The organism is Pseudomonas sp. DTU_2021_1001937_2_SI_NGA_ILE_001 (assembly GCF_032463525.1).
Taxonomy (GTDB): Bacteria; Pseudomonadota; Gammaproteobacteria; order Pseudomonadales; family Pseudomonadaceae; genus Aquipseudomonas.
In genome coordinates, this window is sequence record NZ_CP135971.1 from 4,037,787 (window position 1) to 4,053,594 (window position 15,808).

16 protein-coding genes are annotated in these 15,808 nt (G+C 63.8%); 12 read left to right on the forward strand and 4 right to left on the reverse strand.

Features of this window, described 5'->3' with window-relative positions; translation table 11 throughout:
• Positions 1-216 precede the first annotated feature (216 nt).
• Entirely contained in the window at positions 217-984 is a 768-nt protein-coding gene (locus RRX38_RS17545; RefSeq protein WP_315960080.1) for a hypothetical protein, read from the forward strand.
• Positions 985-1,099: 115 nt separating this feature from the next.
• Positions 1,100-1,495, forward strand: coding sequence for a hypothetical protein (locus RRX38_RS17550; protein WP_315960081.1), 396 nt, complete (start codon positions 1,100-1,102; stop codon positions 1,493-1,495).
• Positions 1,496-1,547: 52 nt separating this feature from the next.
• On the opposite strand, the gene RRX38_RS17555 is transcribed toward RRX38_RS17550, so the two are convergent.
• Positions 1,548-3,938, reverse strand: a complete 2,391-nt coding sequence (locus RRX38_RS17555) for a penicillin acylase family protein (protein ID WP_315960082.1) — start codon at positions 3,936-3,938, stop codon at positions 1,548-1,550.
• A 115-nt stretch (positions 3,939-4,053) separates the two neighbouring features.
• Here RRX38_RS17555 and RRX38_RS17560 point away from each other — a divergent pair, with 115 nt between their 5' ends.
• Positions 4,054-5,007 carry an alpha/beta hydrolase gene (locus tag RRX38_RS17560; protein WP_315960083.1) on the forward strand — a complete coding sequence of 318 codons (954 nt, stop codon included), beginning with the start codon at positions 4,054-4,056 and terminating at the stop codon, positions 5,005-5,007.
• A 155-nt stretch (positions 5,008-5,162) separates the two neighbouring features.
• Here RRX38_RS17560 and RRX38_RS17565 read toward each other — a convergent pair whose 3' ends face one another.
• Entirely contained in the window at positions 5,163-5,915 is a 753-nt protein-coding gene (locus RRX38_RS17565) for a DUF2059 domain-containing protein (RefSeq protein WP_295473458.1), read from the reverse strand.
• Between the two features lie 141 nt (positions 5,916-6,056).
• Between RRX38_RS17565 and RRX38_RS17570 the strand changes: the two genes are divergently transcribed.
• Complete coding sequence (locus RRX38_RS17570; protein ID WP_295473525.1) at positions 6,057-6,692, forward strand: 2OG-Fe(II) oxygenase; 636 nt, start codon at positions 6,057-6,059, stop codon at positions 6,690-6,692.
• Positions 6,693-6,732: 40 nt separating this feature from the next.
• Here the strand turns inward: RRX38_RS17570 and RRX38_RS17575 are convergent, their stop codons facing one another.
• A complete protein-coding gene (locus tag RRX38_RS17575) occupies positions 6,733-7,257 on the reverse strand; it encodes a DUF962 domain-containing protein (protein ID WP_315960084.1) in 525 nt (174 codons plus the stop codon).
• Positions 7,258-7,341: 84 nt separating this feature from the next.
• On the opposite strand from RRX38_RS17575, the gene RRX38_RS17580 reads away from it, so the two are divergent.
• Positions 7,342-8,052, forward strand: a complete 711-nt coding sequence (locus tag RRX38_RS17580; protein ID WP_315960085.1) for a cyclic nucleotide-binding domain-containing protein — start codon at positions 7,342-7,344, stop codon at positions 8,050-8,052.
• Between the two features lie 9 nt (positions 8,053-8,061).
• Here the strand turns inward: RRX38_RS17580 and RRX38_RS17585 are convergent, their stop codons facing one another.
• Positions 8,062-9,027 (reverse strand): AraC family transcriptional regulator, encoded by a 966-nt coding sequence (locus tag RRX38_RS17585; protein ID WP_315960086.1) that lies wholly within the window; start codon positions 9,025-9,027, stop codon positions 8,062-8,064.
• A 257-nt stretch (positions 9,028-9,284) separates the two neighbouring features.
• Here RRX38_RS17585 and RRX38_RS17590 point away from each other — a divergent pair, with 257 nt between their 5' ends.
• From RRX38_RS17590 to RRX38_RS17620, 7 genes are all read left to right on the forward strand, one after another.
• Positions 9,285-9,866 (forward strand): alpha/beta hydrolase, encoded by a 582-nt coding sequence (locus tag RRX38_RS17590; protein ID WP_315960087.1) that lies wholly within the window; start codon positions 9,285-9,287, stop codon positions 9,864-9,866.
• A gap of 73 nt (positions 9,867-9,939) precedes the next feature.
• A complete protein-coding gene (locus RRX38_RS17595) occupies positions 9,940-10,881 on the forward strand; it encodes a sigma 54-interacting transcriptional regulator (RefSeq protein WP_315960088.1) in 942 nt (313 codons plus the stop codon).
• Between the two features lie 209 nt (positions 10,882-11,090).
• Complete coding sequence (locus RRX38_RS17600) at positions 11,091-11,873, forward strand: MetQ/NlpA family ABC transporter substrate-binding protein (RefSeq protein WP_295473475.1); 783 nt, start codon at positions 11,091-11,093, stop codon at positions 11,871-11,873.
• Positions 11,874-12,022: 149 nt separating this feature from the next.
• Complete coding sequence (locus RRX38_RS17605; RefSeq protein WP_315960089.1) at positions 12,023-12,919, forward strand: TauD/TfdA family dioxygenase; 897 nt, start codon at positions 12,023-12,025, stop codon at positions 12,917-12,919.
• Positions 12,920-12,934: 15 nt separating this feature from the next.
• Complete coding sequence (locus RRX38_RS17610) at positions 12,935-13,819, forward strand: ABC transporter ATP-binding protein (protein WP_295473481.1); 885 nt, start codon at positions 12,935-12,937, stop codon at positions 13,817-13,819.
• A gap of 47 nt (positions 13,820-13,866) precedes the next feature.
• A complete protein-coding gene (locus RRX38_RS17615) occupies positions 13,867-14,745 on the forward strand; it encodes an ABC transporter permease (protein ID WP_315960090.1) in 879 nt (292 codons plus the stop codon).
• A gap of 37 nt (positions 14,746-14,782) precedes the next feature.
• The gene (locus tag RRX38_RS17620) at positions 14,783-15,799 is read left to right on the forward strand and encodes an ABC transporter substrate-binding protein (protein WP_315960092.1); all 1,017 of its coding nucleotides are present in this window, start codon (positions 14,783-14,785) and stop codon (positions 15,797-15,799) included.
• Positions 15,800-15,808: the final 9 nt, after the last annotated feature.

Genomic DNA, 15,808 nt, shown 5'->3' on the forward strand with positions numbered 1-15,808 from the left:
CGGGTGTTCTGTGTGGAGGCTTAGTGATTGGTGTCGGTGCTTTCATGGGTACAAAGCTTGGTAGCGCGGGGGGAGAGTGGGCGGGAGAGTTACTGTACGAGACGGTTGTGGAGTGAGGGGCTTTGGTTTATGGACCTAAGCTTCATTTACAAGGTGGCCCGATTACGAGGCCCGCTGTGTGGGGATAATTTGTACAAACAAGGGGATACAGTCTGAATGTTGTTGATCGCTTTGGTGATCCCATGGCTGGTGATAGCTGCAGGCGTTGTCGTCGAACTCTATGTACGGCGATATTGTCTTTTGGATATGTTGAGTCATCTGAAAAAAAGCTCGCTTTTCTCTCGTGTTTACCTGCAGCACTGGATCTTCACTGGCAGGTTTTTCAAGATCAAGCTCTTGTCCGACATTGGATGGGCGCTGATTTTTGCACGTAGCAATGTCCGCAGCGGAGTTCTGGATCCCGAGGAGATTGCAGCCTTTCCGCGTCATTTCAGGTGGCTGGCAATTTTCTACACCGTTTCATTGTATGGCGGCCTCATGTACCTGATGGGTGTTTGGGCTTTCATCCAGTGGCAGCAACTGAGTGCGCAGGAAGGTGGGCTCGGTGGCAGTGGTATCGTATTTCTGGTTTCGATTTCTCTAGTGTTGGCAGCAATTTTGATTTCCACAGGGTTGACGATCTACGCTTGCCATTACCACTTGAACAGCCTGATGGGTGCGGTTAGAGAGGACCATCCCTCAAAAGTTGGGCTTGATTTGACTATTGATGGTTCTGGAGCAGGCTGGCGCTCAATGCTCTTTATCTTGATGGGGCGGTCGTTGTGGTTTAAAGGTCGTAAGGTCGGAGGCATTGACCCTGACGTTTTTGATTTTCATACACTCTCTTCCCGCCTCAGATGGGCGGCACGGGCCAATATCCTCTTCATATGGGTGGGGGTTGCCAGTGCGGTTATTGCCCTTGGGCTGCATTGGTTGAGTGGTTAGGCGGTTAGCCGTAATGCGCACCGGTCGCTACTGAACGGCGTGAGAGCCTTGGGAGGCTCTCTTGTTGGGGCAGACGTTACCGAGCAAGCTGGTGATTTCATCTATGGAGAGCTCTTTGATAGGCGATACCCAAGCGCTGCCTGCCGCGCTGAAATTGCTACTTCTGGGTGGCGGGTTTTTGCTGATGTTCGTCAGTGCTGCTTTGAAAGCCTATGTCAGGCGTTTTCAGATTCCAGCATTGGTTTGTTCGAAGAGACCGGATCGAACTGAACGACTTGCGCCAGACCGGGCTGGATACCTGTCTTCAGCATGGCGCGACGTGTGGTTGTTGGATATCGGTATGCAGCTTATGGCGCTAAAGAGAAAGTTGATTATCGGCGGGTTGAATAACGTCGAAGTCGAGGCTTTACCGCCGACTCTGCGCGTCATTGCGCTGATCCATGTCTTTTGCGCTTACGGCGGATTTCTTTGGCTCGTGGTTTCTGCCGTATGGATACTGATTTTCCGGTGAGCATTGGCACACGGCTTCTGGTTCATGCACTGACCGTGGGCAGCCTCCACCTTTAATGTGCCGGCACCAACCTCAACACCCCCTCCGCATGCTTCTCCACATCTCCCTCGCTCAACCACTGCGGTACGTAATCACCGCGAACATAACCCTGCGCCTGGTCCGCGTAATGGCGGTCGAAGGGCACGCCGCTCTGGCCGACGGGGTTGATGCCCAGGCTGTGCTCCGGGTCGGCGAAGTCGATGATGCGTCGTGTGGAGGGGCCGTAGTTGACTGGCCAGGGTGCCGGGCCGGTACGGGCGGACAGGTTGTTGGGGACTTCGTGGCTGCCGGGAGCGGGGAAGGGACCGACGTTGAGCAGCCAGTCCAGCGGCTTCTGCGCGCCCAGCGGGTGGGCGTGGGTGAGGGTGTGTGCCTGGCCCCACTGCCACTGGCGCGGGTCCTTGCCGTGCAGGCCCTGCAAGTGGTCGAGGCTGGCGCGCCAGGCGGCCTTGACGATATCGGCGCGTGTTTCCAGGCCTGGGGTGCGGCGGTCGTCCCACCAGGGTGAGTCGGCGCTGGCGGCCAGGCGTGGCATGGCTGAGTCGAAAACCCGTGTGGACAGCAGGGTGTCGAACAGCGCGTCGCCCAGTTCGTCCTTGAACGCCTTATTGGCCAGCTCGTAGAGGAACTGGTTGAACAGCGTGGCAGGTACGGAGTCCAGCGGGTAGTCGCCCGGCCAGGTCGCCAGTTGCTCGACCATGGCCCGCTCGTCGTCCGAGGCAGCGGCTGCGCGCAGGTCGGCCAGCAGCGGTCGCAGGATGCTCGGGCCGTAGTCGGTGCGGGTGCCCAGTTGCAGTTGCCGGGTGGACGGCAGGTCCCATCTCAGGCTGTTGTCGCTCAACTGGCGGTCGAGCTGCTGGCCGCGCTCCGGTGGGTTGTAGTAACCGGGAATCTCGATGCCGGCTGGCGACACGGGCTGGAAGTTGGCCGACAGCACATAGCCGCGTGCCGGGTTCTCTTCCTGCGGGTTGGCGCTGAACGGCTGGAAGCCGGGCTTTTCCGCCGCACCGCTGGCGCCGTCGAGAATGAACGTGGGGTTCACCCCGGCCGGGCGGATCGGCAGTTGCCCGGCCGCCCACCAGCCGATGTCACCCTGGGCGTTGGCCCAGACGATGTTCAGCCCGGGCGCCTGGATCTTGCTGGCCGCCGTGCGCATCTTGGCCAGGGTATCGGCGCGGTTGGCCAGGTAGAAGCCGTCGAGCACCGGGTTGTCCGCTTCCAGGAACGACCACCACATGGCGATCGGGGTCTGGCCGGCGTTCTGGCCCAGGGCATCGTTGACGATCGGCCCGTGGGGCGAGCGACGCAGGGTGAGGGTCACCGGCGCCTGGCCCTTTACCTTGATCTGCTGTTCGCTGCGCTGCAGGTCGACCCAGGCACCGCGATACCACACCTGCTCGGGATTGGTGGGGTTGGTCTTCTCGGCCACCAGGTCCAGGTCGTCGTTCTGGAACATGGTCAGGCTCCAGCCGAAGGCGCGGTTATGACCAAGGAAGGCGAAGGGGTTCAGGGCCTGGTAGTGGCCGTAGAGTTCGAAGCCCGGCGCAGACAGCTGCGCTTCGTACCAGACCGCCGGGACCGAGAAGCGAATGTGCGGGTCGCCCGCCAGCAGGGGCTTGCCGCTACGCGTACGGCTGCCGGCGATGGCCCAGGCGTTGCTGCCTTCGAATTGCGGCAGGCCGGCGTCCTGCAGCGCCTGGTGGCTGAGCCTGGCCAGCGTGCCGAGGCCCTGCCAGTCGGCCTGCGCCAGGGCTGGCCGTTTACCCAGCATGCCCTCGGCGTGCCAGCCCAGGTCGAAGACCTTCAGGTAGTCGGCGCCCAGTTCATCGCGCACGTAGGTGAGCAGCGGTTCGGTGCGAAACGCTGCGGCGAAGCTGTAGGCCAGGTAGCCACCGATGCTCAGGGTATCGGCGGCGCTGAAGGGCCGCTTGGGAATGCCCAGCAGGTCGAACTCCATCGGTGCCGGGCGGCTGGCCTGGTACTGGTTGACGCCGTCCAGGTAAGCCTCCAGCGCCTGCCAGGTGGGTGTGCTGCGGTCCTGCCGGGCTACATAGGCGTCGGCATGCTCGGCAATACGCAGGGTACGGAACAGCCGGTCGGTGTCGAGCAGCCTGGGGCCCAGTACCTCGGCCAGTTCGCCGCGCGCCAGGCGGCGGAGCATTTCCATCTGGAACAGCCGGTCCTGGGCCTGGACATAGCCCAGGGCGCGGTACAGGTCCGCTTCGTTGGCCGCCTGGATGTGCGGCACACCGCGCAGGTCATAGCGCACTGTCACCGGCGCCTGCAGCCCGGCAAGCGCCAACTCGCCGTCGCGTTGCGGCTGCTTGCCATGGATGTACCACGCGGCGGCTGCGGCGGCGAGCAGGGCGATGGTGGTGGCAAGGACGGTCAGGCGGCGTTTCATGCGGCTTTCCTGAAGTGAGGCGGGCAGTGGCGCAGGCTACCGCGCTGCCGCATGGCTTGCCAGCATGCCGCACAGGCATGAATATCTGCGCATACCCTTGGCCTGCGGATCCATCATGAGCGAAACCTTCGACCCCGATCGGCTGCGTGCCAGCCTGCATCCCTTGCATGCCAGCGACGCGCTGTCCCCGACCGGGCTGACCTACCAGCGCTTCTACGGCCTCGATGCCCTGGGCGGCGAGACCCCGGTGCGCAGTTGGCTGGGGCGGATGGATGTGGACGGTTACCAGGTGGTCGGCCAGGTGTGGTTGCCCGCCGATGCGCGGGCGACGCTGATCCTCATGCATGGCTTCTACGACCATATGGGCCTGTACCGGCACGTGATCGAATGGGCGCTGGGCCAGGGCTTCGCGGTGCTGTCCTGTGACCTGCCGGGGCACGGATTATCCAGTGGCGCGCGGGCCAGTATCGGTGACTTCGCCGAGTACCAGACCGTGCTGCAGCGCCTGCTGGCCGAAGCCGAGGCGCTGGCGTTGCCGCAGCCCTGGCACCTGTGCGGGCAAAGCACCGGTGGCGCCATCGTGGTCGACCACCTGCTGCATCGCGGCAGCGACAGCCCGGCGCAGGGTCAGGTGGTACTGCTCTCGCCGCTGGTGCGGCCGCGTGCCTGGGGCTGGTCCAAGGCCAGTTATTACCTGTTGCGGCCCTTCGTTACCGGCATTGCCCGGCGCTTCACGGAGAACTCCAATGCGCCGGCATTCCTGCCGTTTCTCCTGGCCGACCCCCTGCAGCCCCGCCGCCTGCCCACCGCCTGGGTCGGCGCCCTGGCGCGCTGGATCGTGCACATCGAAAAGGCTCCGCGCAGCGAGCGGCGGCCGCTGATCGTGCAGGGCGAGTCGGACATGACCGTGGACTGGAGCCACAACCTGACGATACTCAACGACAAGTTTCGCCAGCCGGAAATCTTCATGCTGCGTGAGGCCCGGCATCACCTGGCCAACGAGATTCCGGAACTGCGCGCCCGGTATTTCGAATTCCTCAACCAGCGTTTCCAGCCGCCAGCGCCATAAGCCCTGCGGCTTTAGCCTAACGTTCGATTAAGCGCTTTGCGGCCGGGTAGGAGCGGCTTCAGCCGCGAAGCGACCGCATGTTCGCAGCAGATGCAGTGATTTCCTTGCTCTTTCGCGGCTAAAGCCGCTATCGACCGAGGTCAGGTTGCAGGTGCTCAGGGCGCCAGGCTGGCGTTGCTCTGGCCGACCGCCAGACCGGCCTTGATGGCGGCCAGGGCGGCCTGGTAGTAGGCGCGGCCTTCGGGTGACTCGGCGAAGCTGGAGAACTCTTCCAGCTCCGGGTCGGAAAGGTCGCGGTAGACGTACAGCAGGGTGTTGTTGAGGTCGGCGCCAATCTGCGCCATCAGCCGCTCACGCTGGCTTTCCACCACCCCCTGGGCCTGGCCGCCGAGGTTCAGGCCGGGAATCATCTGGCTGAGGCTGTCGGCGGCGACGCCGGCCAGCGCCAGGCTGACCTCTGCTCCGGCCTGGCGAGCGGGCAGGGCCTGGGCCAGGTGGCCGATGAGCAACTGGCGGCTGTCGTCGGCCTGCATCACCGGCAGGCCCTGGGCGTGCTTGGCCAACTGGTCGGCACGGGTGGCGGTCAGTTCGGCGTTGACGATCTTGCGGCCCAGCGGCGACTGGAAGAAGCGCAATGCGGGGGCCGGATCCTTGAGGCTCTCGCGCAGCCGCTGCGCAGCACGCTGGTCCACGGCCTGAGGGGCGAAACGCTGGTTGCTGTTGTTGACCAGCGCCTGGAACACCGCCGGCGGCAGGTTGTTGCTGTAGCGCTGTTGCGCCGCTTTCAGCGCGTCGTTGAAGTGCGCCCGCTGCTGCGGCCAGCCGGCAGCCTTGTACAACTGGTCGTAGGCGTCTGCCCAGGCGGGCAACGCGCATAACATCAACAGCAACACACACAAACGACGCATTCGGGACTCCTGTCGGCAGGCCGCTATTCTCGGTGCGTTTACCGGCGTTTGTCGAGTTGCGCCTGAGCCGGATCAAGTAAATCCCGATGCGCGAACAACTTGTGCGCCGCCCTCTATTGGATTGCCGGGGTTATGGCTACTATGCACGCCATGCAAACACCCATCGATCACCTTTCGTTGCAGCGTATCGTTGACGACCTGGCCGCCCGTGGCTGGTCGCAACAGGATATTTTTCTGCCCGACGCGCTGACCCGCGACCTGGCGGCCGAGTGCCGTCGGCGTGCGGCTGCCGGTGACCTCGAACCTGCCAGTGTCGGGCGCGGGCCGGCGCAGGAGGTACGCGAAGGGATTCGTGGTGATCGTATCCAGTGGCTGGAGCCCGGCCAGTCGGTGTTCTGCGACCAGTACCTGAACGTGATGGACAGCCTGCGCGTGGCGCTGAACCGTGACCTGTTCATGGGGCTGGAAGACTTCGAGAGCCATTTCGCGTTCTACCCGCCCGGTGCGTTCTACAAACGGCATGTGGACCGTTTTCGCGATGACGACCGGCGCATGGTTTCTGCCGTGCTGTATCTCAATGCCGACTGGCTCCCGGAGCAGGGCGGGCAGTTGCGCATGTACCTGAAGGACGACGTGTCCCATGACGTACAGCCAGCGGGCGGCTGCCTGGCGGTGTTCCTCTCGGGTGACGTGCCCCACGAAGTGCTGCCGGCCAGCCGTGACCGGCTTTCGCTCACCGGCTGGTTCCGGCGCCGGGGGAACGACCCGTTTCCCTGAGGCTTCTGCCCGCGTTTACCGCCAGCCGCCGGGGTTGCCGTCAGGCCCTGCGCAGGCTGCTGTTGCGGCGCACGGTGCCGGCACGTGCTTCGATGGCGTGCTGTAACGGCTTGCACAGGCCCAGCAGAAAGGCCATTTCCGCCACCACGAACAACGGACCGATGATCAGCCCGGACACGTCGTCGATGAAGGCGGGTTTGCGACCCTCGTAGTAGTGCCCGACGAACTGGATGATCCAGCCCACCACGAACAGCCCCACACCCCAGCCCAGCCAGGTGCCGGTGCTCTGCCGGGCCAGCGCGGCGCCCACCCACAGGCACAGCAGCAACAGCGCGCTCATCAAGATACCCAGCCTGCGGTCCAGGCGCAGATAGAACAGCATGCTGGCGCCGGCCACCAGCGTGGCGGGGGCCAGCCATAGGCTGTAGGCCGATATGCCGGGCCGCGACAGAAGAATCGTCACGGCCAGTACGATCATTGGGATGCCGAAGAAGTGAGTCACGATATTGCGTGAGTCTCGGTGATAAGCGGCGTATTGGCTGAGATGATCGACCAGGGTTTTCATTATGATTCCTGCCTGTGGCGTGGACCGCGTCCGTTCACCTTAGTCGGTTCGCTCAGCGCCCGCTCAGGAAACAAGGAAGCAGAAATGACAAATGGAATACTTTGGCGCTCGCACCTCATGGCCGAGGACTGGTTCGCCCGTTTGCCTGCGGGTTTGCAGGACGCGCTGATCGGGGCCGCGGTGCAGCGCAGGGTCACGCCCGGCAAGCGGCTGTTCGCCAAGGGCGATGCGCCTTGCGGGCTGTATCTGCTGCTCGAAGGCGCGGTGCGCATGGGCGCCGTGGAGGACCAGCGGCTGACCTCGCCGCGCGAGCGCGCCCGCCTGCCGTACTGGTTCGGCGAGGTGTCCCTGTTCGACGGCCTGCCGCGCACCCATAACGTCCACTCCATCGGGCAAAGCATCTTTCTCCAGGTGCCCCAGGCGTTCCTGCATGAGCTGTTCGGCCAGCATCCCGAGTACCTGCGCTTCTTCGCCGCCCTGCTGAGCCTCAAGCTGGGCCTGCCCTTGCTGCGTCCGGAGCGTCTGCAAACGTTGCCCGAACGGGCGCGGGTCGCCTGGCGCCTGCTGTTGCTCAGTGAGGGCTATGGCCTGCTGAACAATGCCCGGCGGCTGATCGATTTCGAGGCCATCGAGGCCTGCCCGACAGTGAATCTGCCACGCCCGGCGTTACGGCAAGTGCTGGAGGACCTGCATCAACGCAAGATCATCCGCCTGGGAAGCGAGCAGGTGGAGGTATTCGACGTCGCGCGCCTGCGCAAGGTGGCCAACCATCTGCGCGCCCGGGCCGTTGGCTGAGCGGGCCCTTCAAGGGTTCAGCAGCCCCAGCCGGTATTGCTGCGGAGTCAGTCCGGTCCAGCGCTTGAAGGCCCGGCTGAAGCCCTCCAGGTCGCTGAAGCCCAGCAGACAGGCCACCTCGTTGAGTGACAGCTGGGCGTCGCAGATGTGCAACAGGGCGAGGTTTTCCCGACACTGGTTGAGCAGCAGGTCGTAGCGGCAGCCTTCGTCGGCCAGATGGCGTTGCAGGCTGCGCAGGCTCAGGCCCAGGGCTTGGGCGACGCTTTCGGCACTGGGTTCGCCCTCGGGCAACTGGGTTTCGATGACGCCGCGTACCCGAGGCTCCCAGATCAGGCCGGTGGCGGCCTCGGCGGCTTGCGTGGCGCCATCCTCCAGGTGGCTGTCGAAGTCGCCGCAGGCGAACAGCAAGCGGTTGTCGGACGCGCTGAAATACAGCGGCGCGCGAAACAGCTCCTGCCAGGGCTGGGGGTCGACAGGCGCACTTCGCTGCAAGTGCACCGCCAGTGGCGCATAAGCCCGCCCCAGGCGGTTGCGGCAGGTGCGTACGTAGATGGCCGCGAAGGCATCGAAGATCTCTGCCGCCGGTGCCGGACAATCTGCCGGCGGGTTGAAGCGGAATTCATAGTGCTCAGCGGTCTTGTCCAGGCTCAGGCGCAGGTTGTCGCGACTTTGTGGCTGATAGCGCACGATGCGCTCGAACACTTCGCGCAACGACTCACTGGCCACCAGGGTGTAACCCAGGGCGTGGAAGCGCGTGGGGCTGACGAAACGCGACACCCGCAGCCCCAGAGCCGGGTCGCCACTGGCCTGCACCGCCAGTTGCCACAGGCGCAGGGTCGCGTGCGCTGGCTCTGGCAGCGGGGCGAGCGGGTCTATGCCAGCGGCGTTGCACAGCGCTGCGCTGTCCAGCCCCAGGGCGTCGAGTTGCTTGCGCAGGGCGCGGGTCCAACTGGCGAGACTGCTTGGCTCTGGCATGCGCGGGCTACTTCCTGTCGGCTGGAGGAAAGAGGCGTCGCCGAACGGCGATCCAGGCAGATCCGTTGCCAGGTTATTCAGAGCATGGAACCCGTCTGGATATTTGCAAGTTCATCGGACTGAATGGATACCGTCACACAGGAGTCAGGCACCTTTTATTTCTAAATTGAATTAGCAAATATCTTCTTATTCCTTCTTGTGTAGTTTCGGCCTCCCTATACTCGCGGCATGGATACAGGCCTTCAGGAGGCGACCCCATGCACAACGCACCCATCCGTTACCTGATCGTGCCAGGCTGGCAGGGCTCGCCCGACGAGCACTGGCAGACGCACTGGCAGAACAGCCTGCCCAACAGTGAGCGGGTGCGGCAGGCCGACTGGCATCACCCGCGCTGCGCGGACTGGGTCGGCGAGCTGCAGCGTGCGGTGGCCGCCGAAGACTCGCCGGTAATCCTGATCGCCCATAGCCTGGGCTGCATCACTGTTGCCCACTGGGCGCGCCTGGCGCCGCTGGAGTCGCTGCGTCAGGTCCACGGCGCGCTGCTGGTCGCACCCGCCGACGTGGAGCGTCCGGGTTGCCCGCCGGCCTTGCGCAACTTCGCACCGATTCCCACTGACCTGCTGCCATTCCCCGCGCAGGTGGTCAGCTCCGACAACGACCCTGCAGTGAGTACCCGGCGCGCCATGCAGATGGCCAGCGACTGGGGCGCCGAGCTGGGCCTGCTCAACCAGGCCGGGCACATCAACGTCAAATCCGGCCACACCCGTTGGGAACAAGGCTTCGCCTACCTGTACCGGCTGCAGAACCGCCTGGAGCAGCAGGCCCGGCGGCGTGCCTGAGCCCTTGATTTTCACACCGCCTGGCGGTCGCTTCGCGTAACGCCGGTGCCCTGAGTGCTGGCGGGAGTTCTTCATGAGTGTTCACGATTCCCCTGGTCAGTTCCTGACCTTTCCCGATGCCGAAAAAAGCCCGCTGAGCATTCGTGCCAAGGCGCTGGTGTTCATCGACCCCCGCTCGCGCCAGCTACGCGCCGACATGGAACGGCTGGCCGCCGGGCCGCTGCCGATCCTGATCCGTGGCGAAACCGGCACCGGCAAGGAGCTGCTGGCCCGCCACATCCATCGCGGCAGTGACCGGGGCGGGCTGTTCGTGTCGGTGAACTGTGGCGCCCTGAGCCCCACCTATGCCGAGGCCGAGCTGTTCGGCCACGCGCCGGGCGCCCACGGTGTTTCGGCCAGCAGCCGTGCCGGCTGGTTCGGCTCGGCCAACGGCGGCACGCTGTACCTCGACGAGATCGGTGACCTGCCTCTGGCTGTACAGGCCAAACTGCTCGCGGCGCTGGAAAACCGCGAGGTCACCCGTGTGGGCGCGCAGCAAGCCAGCCCGGTGGACGTGCGGCTGGTGGCCGCCACCAGTATCGACCTGAGCCAGGCAGTGGCGGCCGGGCGCTTCCACGAGCGGCTGTTCCAGTACCTGAGCGATGGCCGCCTCGACCTGCCGGCACTGCGTGAGCAGCCAGGCAATATCCTGCCGTTGGCCGAGTATTTCATCGGTATCTACAGCCAACGCCTGGGGCTGCCGCTGCCCTTGCTCAGCCTGGCCGCCCAGCAGCTACTGCTGGCCCACCCCTGGCCAGGCAATACCCGCGAGCTGGAGAACGTCATTCACTTCGCCCTGCTGCTCAATGGTGGCGACGAGATCCTGCCCGAGCACCTCAACCTGCCTGCCGCGCCGGACCCACTGGCCGAAATCCGTCGCCAGGCGGCGGTGCTGCTGGAAGCCGGCGGCCCGGCTGAGCAGGCGCACTTGAAGAGCTTGCTGAGCGAACTGTCGGCCCGTTTGTCGCTGTTCTGAGAGCTGAAGGTTTTGACGCCGCTGGCCGTGACAGGCAGTGGCGTCTTTTTCTATGAGCGGCGGCTGACACCCGGGCATATCTACAAAGGTGATAAGCAGCTGAATAAAAAGTATTTTATGGGAATAAAAAATCCCGCTACTGTCCGTTCACGTCCGGCCGATTCCGGCCGGACCGCCAATACCGATAAAAGCATTTCTAAGGGGCATGCATGAAAAAGACATTCCTGATGGCCGCACTGGCCGTTGCCTTCTCGGCCGGCCTGGCACAGGCGGGTGAAAAACTGGTGGTCGGCGCGACGCCCGTACCGCACGCCGAGATCCTCGAGCTGATCAAGCCGACCCTGGCCAAGGAAGGGGTCGACCTGGAGATCAAGGTCTTCACCGACTACGTGCAGCCCAACGTGCAGCTCAACGAGAAGCGCCTGGACGCCAACTACTTCCAGACCAAGCCTTACCTGGATGGCTTCAACAAGGGCAAGGGCGCAACCCTGACCACTGGCGTAGGCGTGCATGTCGAGCCGTTCGGTGGCTACTCGAAGAAGTACAAGAGCCTGGCCGAGTTGCCTGAAGGCGCCACCGTGGCCATTCCCAACGAGGGCAGCAATGCCGGGCGTGCCTTGCTGCTGCTGCAGAAAGGCGGCCTGATCACCCTGAAGGATCCGACCAACGCCCTGTCCACCCCCAAGGACATCGCCACCAACCCCAAGAAGCTGAAATTCCGTGAGCTGGAGTCGGCGGTACTGCCGCGTGTGCTGGATCAGGTCGATCTGGACATGATCAACACCAACTACGCGCTGGAAGCCAAGCTCAATCCGAAGAAGGATGCGCTGATTCTCGAAGGCGCCGACTCGCCTTACGTGAACTACCTGGTCACCCGCCAGGACAACGCCAACAGCGATGCCATCCAGAAGCTGTCCAAGGCACTGACCAGCCAGCAAGTGAAGGACTTCATCAACAAGAAGTACGACGGCGCGGTACTGCCAGCGTTCTGATTGTGAATTGACGGCTAATCGCGGCTGAAGCTGCTTCTGGCGGCGCAAAGGATGTGTATATAGATATTCGATAACGGTATTTAAATTTAGTTTTTTATATCGATACAGTTACTCCCATTCCCTACCTGACCCAGTGAATCGGAGTACTCATGCCCGCAGCCTCCCTTGCTTCTTCAGCCGCGCAACCGGTCAGCCAGTCTTTCGAAGTGCGTCCCCTGGCCGGCAACGTCGGCGCTGAAATCCTCGGCCTGGACCTCTCCCGCCCACTGAACGACAGCGACTTCGCGCGTGTTCACAAGGCGCATCTGGATCACCACCTGGTGGTGTTCCGCGACCAGCACATCACCCCCGCACAGCAGATCGAATTCAGCCGGCGCTTCGGCGTGCTGCAGATCCACGTGCTCAAGCAGTTCCTGCTGCCCGGCCACCCGGAAATCCTCATCGTTTCCAACATCGTCGAGAACGGCCAACCCATCGGGCTGGGCGATGCCGGCAAGTTCTGGCACTCGGACCTCTCCTACAAAGAGCTGCCGAGCCTGGGCTCGATGCTCTACGCCCAGGAGCTGCCCAGCGAAGGCGGCGACACGCTGTTCGCCGACATGCACAAGGCCTGGGACACCTTGCCGGCGCACCTGCGCCAGGCCGTCGAAGGTCGCCAGGCGGTGCACAGCTACACCGCCCGCTACCGCGACGGGCACAACGCCGAGAACTGGCGTCCGACGCTCACCGCCGAACAACTGGCCCAGGTCGTGGAAGTCGCGCACCCCATCGTGCGCACCCATCCGGAGAACGGACGCAAGGCGTTGTTCGTCAGCGAGAACTTCACTACTCACATCGTCGGCATTTCCGAAGACGAGAGCCGGCAGATCCTCGCCGAGGTGTATGCCCACAGCACCCGCCCGCAGAACGTCTACCGCCATCAATGGCAGGACAACGACATGGTGTTCTGGGACAACCGCTCGCTGATCCACCTGGCCACTGGCTGCCCGGCTCATCTGCGCCGCCGCCTGCACCGCACCACCATCCAGGGCACTGCGCCCTACTGATCCAGGAGAGCGGACATGAACGCTGTCGCGCAAAGCCACACGGCTAGCCAGGGCCACTCGACGCCGCAGGCCAATCAGCCCACCGCTGAGGCGCTGCTGCACGTGCAGGGTGTGAGTCTGGAATACCGCACCCCACAGCGCGTGGTACGCGCTACTCATCGGGTCAGTTTCGAGGTCGACCCGGCCGACCGCTTCGTGCTGCTCGGTCCTTCAGGTTGCGGCAAGTCGACGTTGCTCAAGGCGGTGGCGGGGTTCATCCGCCCCAGCGAAGGGCAGATCCGCCTGGCGGGCCAGCCGGTCAGCGAACCCGGTCCGGACCGTATCGTGGTGTTCCAGGAGTTCGACCAGTTGCCGCCGTGGAAGACGGTGATCGAGAACGTCATGTTCCCGCTGCTGGCCTCACGCACCCTCAAGCGCCCCGAAGCGCTGGAGCGCGCCCGGTACTACCTCGACAAGGTCGGTTTGAGCGGCTTCGCCGAGGCCTACCCGCACACGCTGTCGGGCGGCATGAAAGCGCGTGTGGCCATCGCCCGCGCCCTGGCCATGCAGCCGAAGATCCTGCTGATGGACGAGCCCTTCGCGGCGCTGGATGCGCTGACTCGGCGCAAGATGCAGGAAGAGTTGCTGGAGCTGTGGGAGGAGGTGCGTTTCACCCTGCTGTTCGTCACCCACTCCATCGAGGAAGCCCTGGTGGTCGGCAATCGCATCCTGCTGCTGTCACCGCACCCCGGCCGCGTGCGGGCCGAAATCAACAGCCATCAGTACGACCTGCAGAGCCTGGGCGGTGTGGGCTTCCAGCACACCGCGCAGCGCATCCACCGCCTGCTGTTCGATGAACCCGGCGGCGACGGCCAGGCCGAGCGTGAGCTGGGCTTCCAGGACATACGCATCGCGTATTGAGCATTCATCGGCGGGCCGTGTCGGCCCTGCCCGCAGAGATCCGAACCATGAGCATTTCTCCCCATGCATCTTCGCCGCGTCGCGAAGAATATGAAGTCGCGCTCGAGCCTTTCGTGCAGAGCGAACTGGCCCGTGACATTCCCCTGGCCCGGCGCATCTGGCAACTGGGCTGGGTACGCAAGAGCCTGATCATGGTCGTGCTGGCCGTGCTCTGGGAGGTGGTCGCACGCCTCCAGGGCAACGACCTGCTGCTACCGGGTTTTCTGCAGACTGCCCAGGCGTTCTATGACGGACTGCTCAGTGGTGAGCTGCCGGGCAAGGTGTGGATTTCCCTGACCGTGCTGGTGCAGGGCTACCTGATCGGTATCGTGCTGGCCTTCGCCCTGACCACCCTGGCGGTGTCCACCCAGCTGGGTCGCGACCTGCTCAGTACCCTGACCGCGATGTTCAACCCGCTGCCGGCCATCGCCCTGCTGCCCCTGGCGCTGCTGTGGTTCGGCCTGGGCCAGAACAGCCTGATCTTCGTGCTGGTGCACTCGGTGCTCTGGGCCCTGGCGCTCAACACCTATGCAGGTTTTCTCGGCGTGTCCGAGACCCAGCGCATGGCCGGGCGCAACTACGGGCTCAAGGGCCTGCGCTTCGTCTGGCACATCCTGATTCCGGCGGCGCTGCCGTCGATCCTGGCGGGCCTGAAGATCGGCTGGGCCTTCGCCTGGCGCACCCTGATCGCCGCCGAGCTGGTGTTCGGTGCGTCTTCCGGCAAGGGCGGCCTGGGCTGGTACATCTTCCAGAACCGCAACGAGCTGTACACCGACAAGGTATTCGCCGGCCTGGCGGCGGTGATTCTCATCGGCCTGCTGGTGGAGAACCTGCTGTTCGCCAACATTGAAAAACTGACCGTCAAGCGCTGGGGCATGCAGCGTTGATCCTGCCCATCGCCAACCCTTAGAAGAGAGCACTTTCATGAGCAAGACTTTCAAGCGCCCGGTACTCACCGGCCTGGCGGCGACTTTCCTGCTGGGCGGCCTGCTCAGCGGCACGGCCCAGGCCGAAGGCAAGATCAGCATCGCCCAGCAGTTCGGCATCGGCTATCTGATTCTCGATGTGGTGCGCGACCAGAAGCTGATCGAGAAGCACGGCAAGCAGCAGGGCCTGGATATCGAGGTGGACTGGACCAGCGTATCCGGCGCCACGGCCATGAACGAGGGGCTGCTGGCCGGCGCGCTGGACGTGGTGTCGGCCGGTGTGCCGCCGATGCTGACCATCTGGGACCGCACCAAGGGCAAGCAGAACGTCAAGGCCATCGCCTCGCTGGGCTCGATGCCCAACTACCTGCTGACCAACAACCCCAACGTGAAGAGCATCAAGGACTTCACCGACAAGGACCGCATCGCCGTACCGGCGGCAGGGGTGGGCTTCCAGTCGCGAACCCTGCAGATCGAGACCGCCAAGCTGTTCGGGAACGACAACTACAAGAAGTTCGACAACATCTCGGTGAGCCTGGCCCACCCGGATGCCACGGCTGCGCTGATCGCGGGTGGTTCGGAGATCAACTCGCACTTCTCCAGCCCGCCGTTCCAGTACCAGGCGCTGGAGAACCCCAAAGTGCACAAGGTGCTCAGTTCCTACGACGTGCTCGGCGGCCAGGCGACTTTCAACGTGCTTTACACCACGCAGAAATTCCACGACCAGAACCCCAAGACCTACAAGGCGTTCTATGACGCGCTGGCCGAGGCCGAGCAGATCATCAAGGCCGACAAGCCGGCAGCGGCGCAGACCTACATCCGCGTCGAGCAGTCCAAACTGCCGTTGTCGCTGGTAGAGAAGATCGTCGCCGACCCGGAGATCGACTTCACCATTACCCCGCAACGCACCTTCATCTATGCCGAGAAACTGCATGAGCTGGGTGTGCTGAAGAACAAGGCGAGCAGCTGGAAGGATTACTTTTTCGAAGAAGCTCACGGCACGCCGGGCAGTTGAGGTTGCCAG

What these genes read in the sequence shown, in the direction of transcription:
- RRX38_RS17545 (WP_315960080.1), top strand. Translation starts at nt 217, where the DNA reads ATGTTGTTGATCGCTTTGGTGATCCCATGGCTGGTGATAGCTGCAGGC.
- RRX38_RS17555 (WP_315960082.1), bottom strand. Translation starts at nt 3,938, where the DNA reads ATGAAACGCCGCCTGACCGTCCTTGCCACCACCATCGCCCTGCTCGCC.
- RRX38_RS17560 (WP_315960083.1), top strand. Translation starts at nt 4,054, where the DNA reads ATGAGCGAAACCTTCGACCCCGATCGGCTGCGTGCCAGCCTGCATCCC.
- RRX38_RS17565 (WP_295473458.1), bottom strand. Translation starts at nt 5,915, where the DNA reads ATGCGTCGTTTGTGTGTGTTGCTGTTGATGTTATGCGCGTTGCCCGCC.
- RRX38_RS17570 (WP_295473525.1), top strand. Translation starts at nt 6,057, where the DNA reads ATGCACGCCATGCAAACACCCATCGATCACCTTTCGTTGCAGCGTATC.
- RRX38_RS17575 (WP_315960084.1), bottom strand. Translation starts at nt 7,257, where the DNA reads ATGAAAACCCTGGTCGATCATCTCAGCCAATACGCCGCTTATCACCGA.
- RRX38_RS17580 (WP_315960085.1), top strand. Translation starts at nt 7,342, where the DNA reads ATGACAAATGGAATACTTTGGCGCTCGCACCTCATGGCCGAGGACTGG.
- RRX38_RS17585 (WP_315960086.1), bottom strand. Translation starts at nt 9,027, where the DNA reads ATGCCAGAGCCAAGCAGTCTCGCCAGTTGGACCCGCGCCCTGCGCAAG.
- RRX38_RS17590 (WP_315960087.1), top strand. Translation starts at nt 9,285, where the DNA reads ATGCACAACGCACCCATCCGTTACCTGATCGTGCCAGGCTGGCAGGGC.
- RRX38_RS17595 (WP_315960088.1), top strand. Translation starts at nt 9,940, where the DNA reads ATGAGTGTTCACGATTCCCCTGGTCAGTTCCTGACCTTTCCCGATGCC.
- RRX38_RS17600 (WP_295473475.1), top strand. Translation starts at nt 11,091, where the DNA reads ATGAAAAAGACATTCCTGATGGCCGCACTGGCCGTTGCCTTCTCGGCC.
- RRX38_RS17605 (WP_315960089.1), top strand. Translation starts at nt 12,023, where the DNA reads ATGCCCGCAGCCTCCCTTGCTTCTTCAGCCGCGCAACCGGTCAGCCAG.
- RRX38_RS17610 (WP_295473481.1), top strand. Translation starts at nt 12,935, where the DNA reads ATGAACGCTGTCGCGCAAAGCCACACGGCTAGCCAGGGCCACTCGACG.
- RRX38_RS17615 (WP_315960090.1), top strand. Translation starts at nt 13,867, where the DNA reads ATGAGCATTTCTCCCCATGCATCTTCGCCGCGTCGCGAAGAATATGAA.
- RRX38_RS17620 (WP_315960092.1), top strand. Translation starts at nt 14,783, where the DNA reads ATGAGCAAGACTTTCAAGCGCCCGGTACTCACCGGCCTGGCGGCGACT.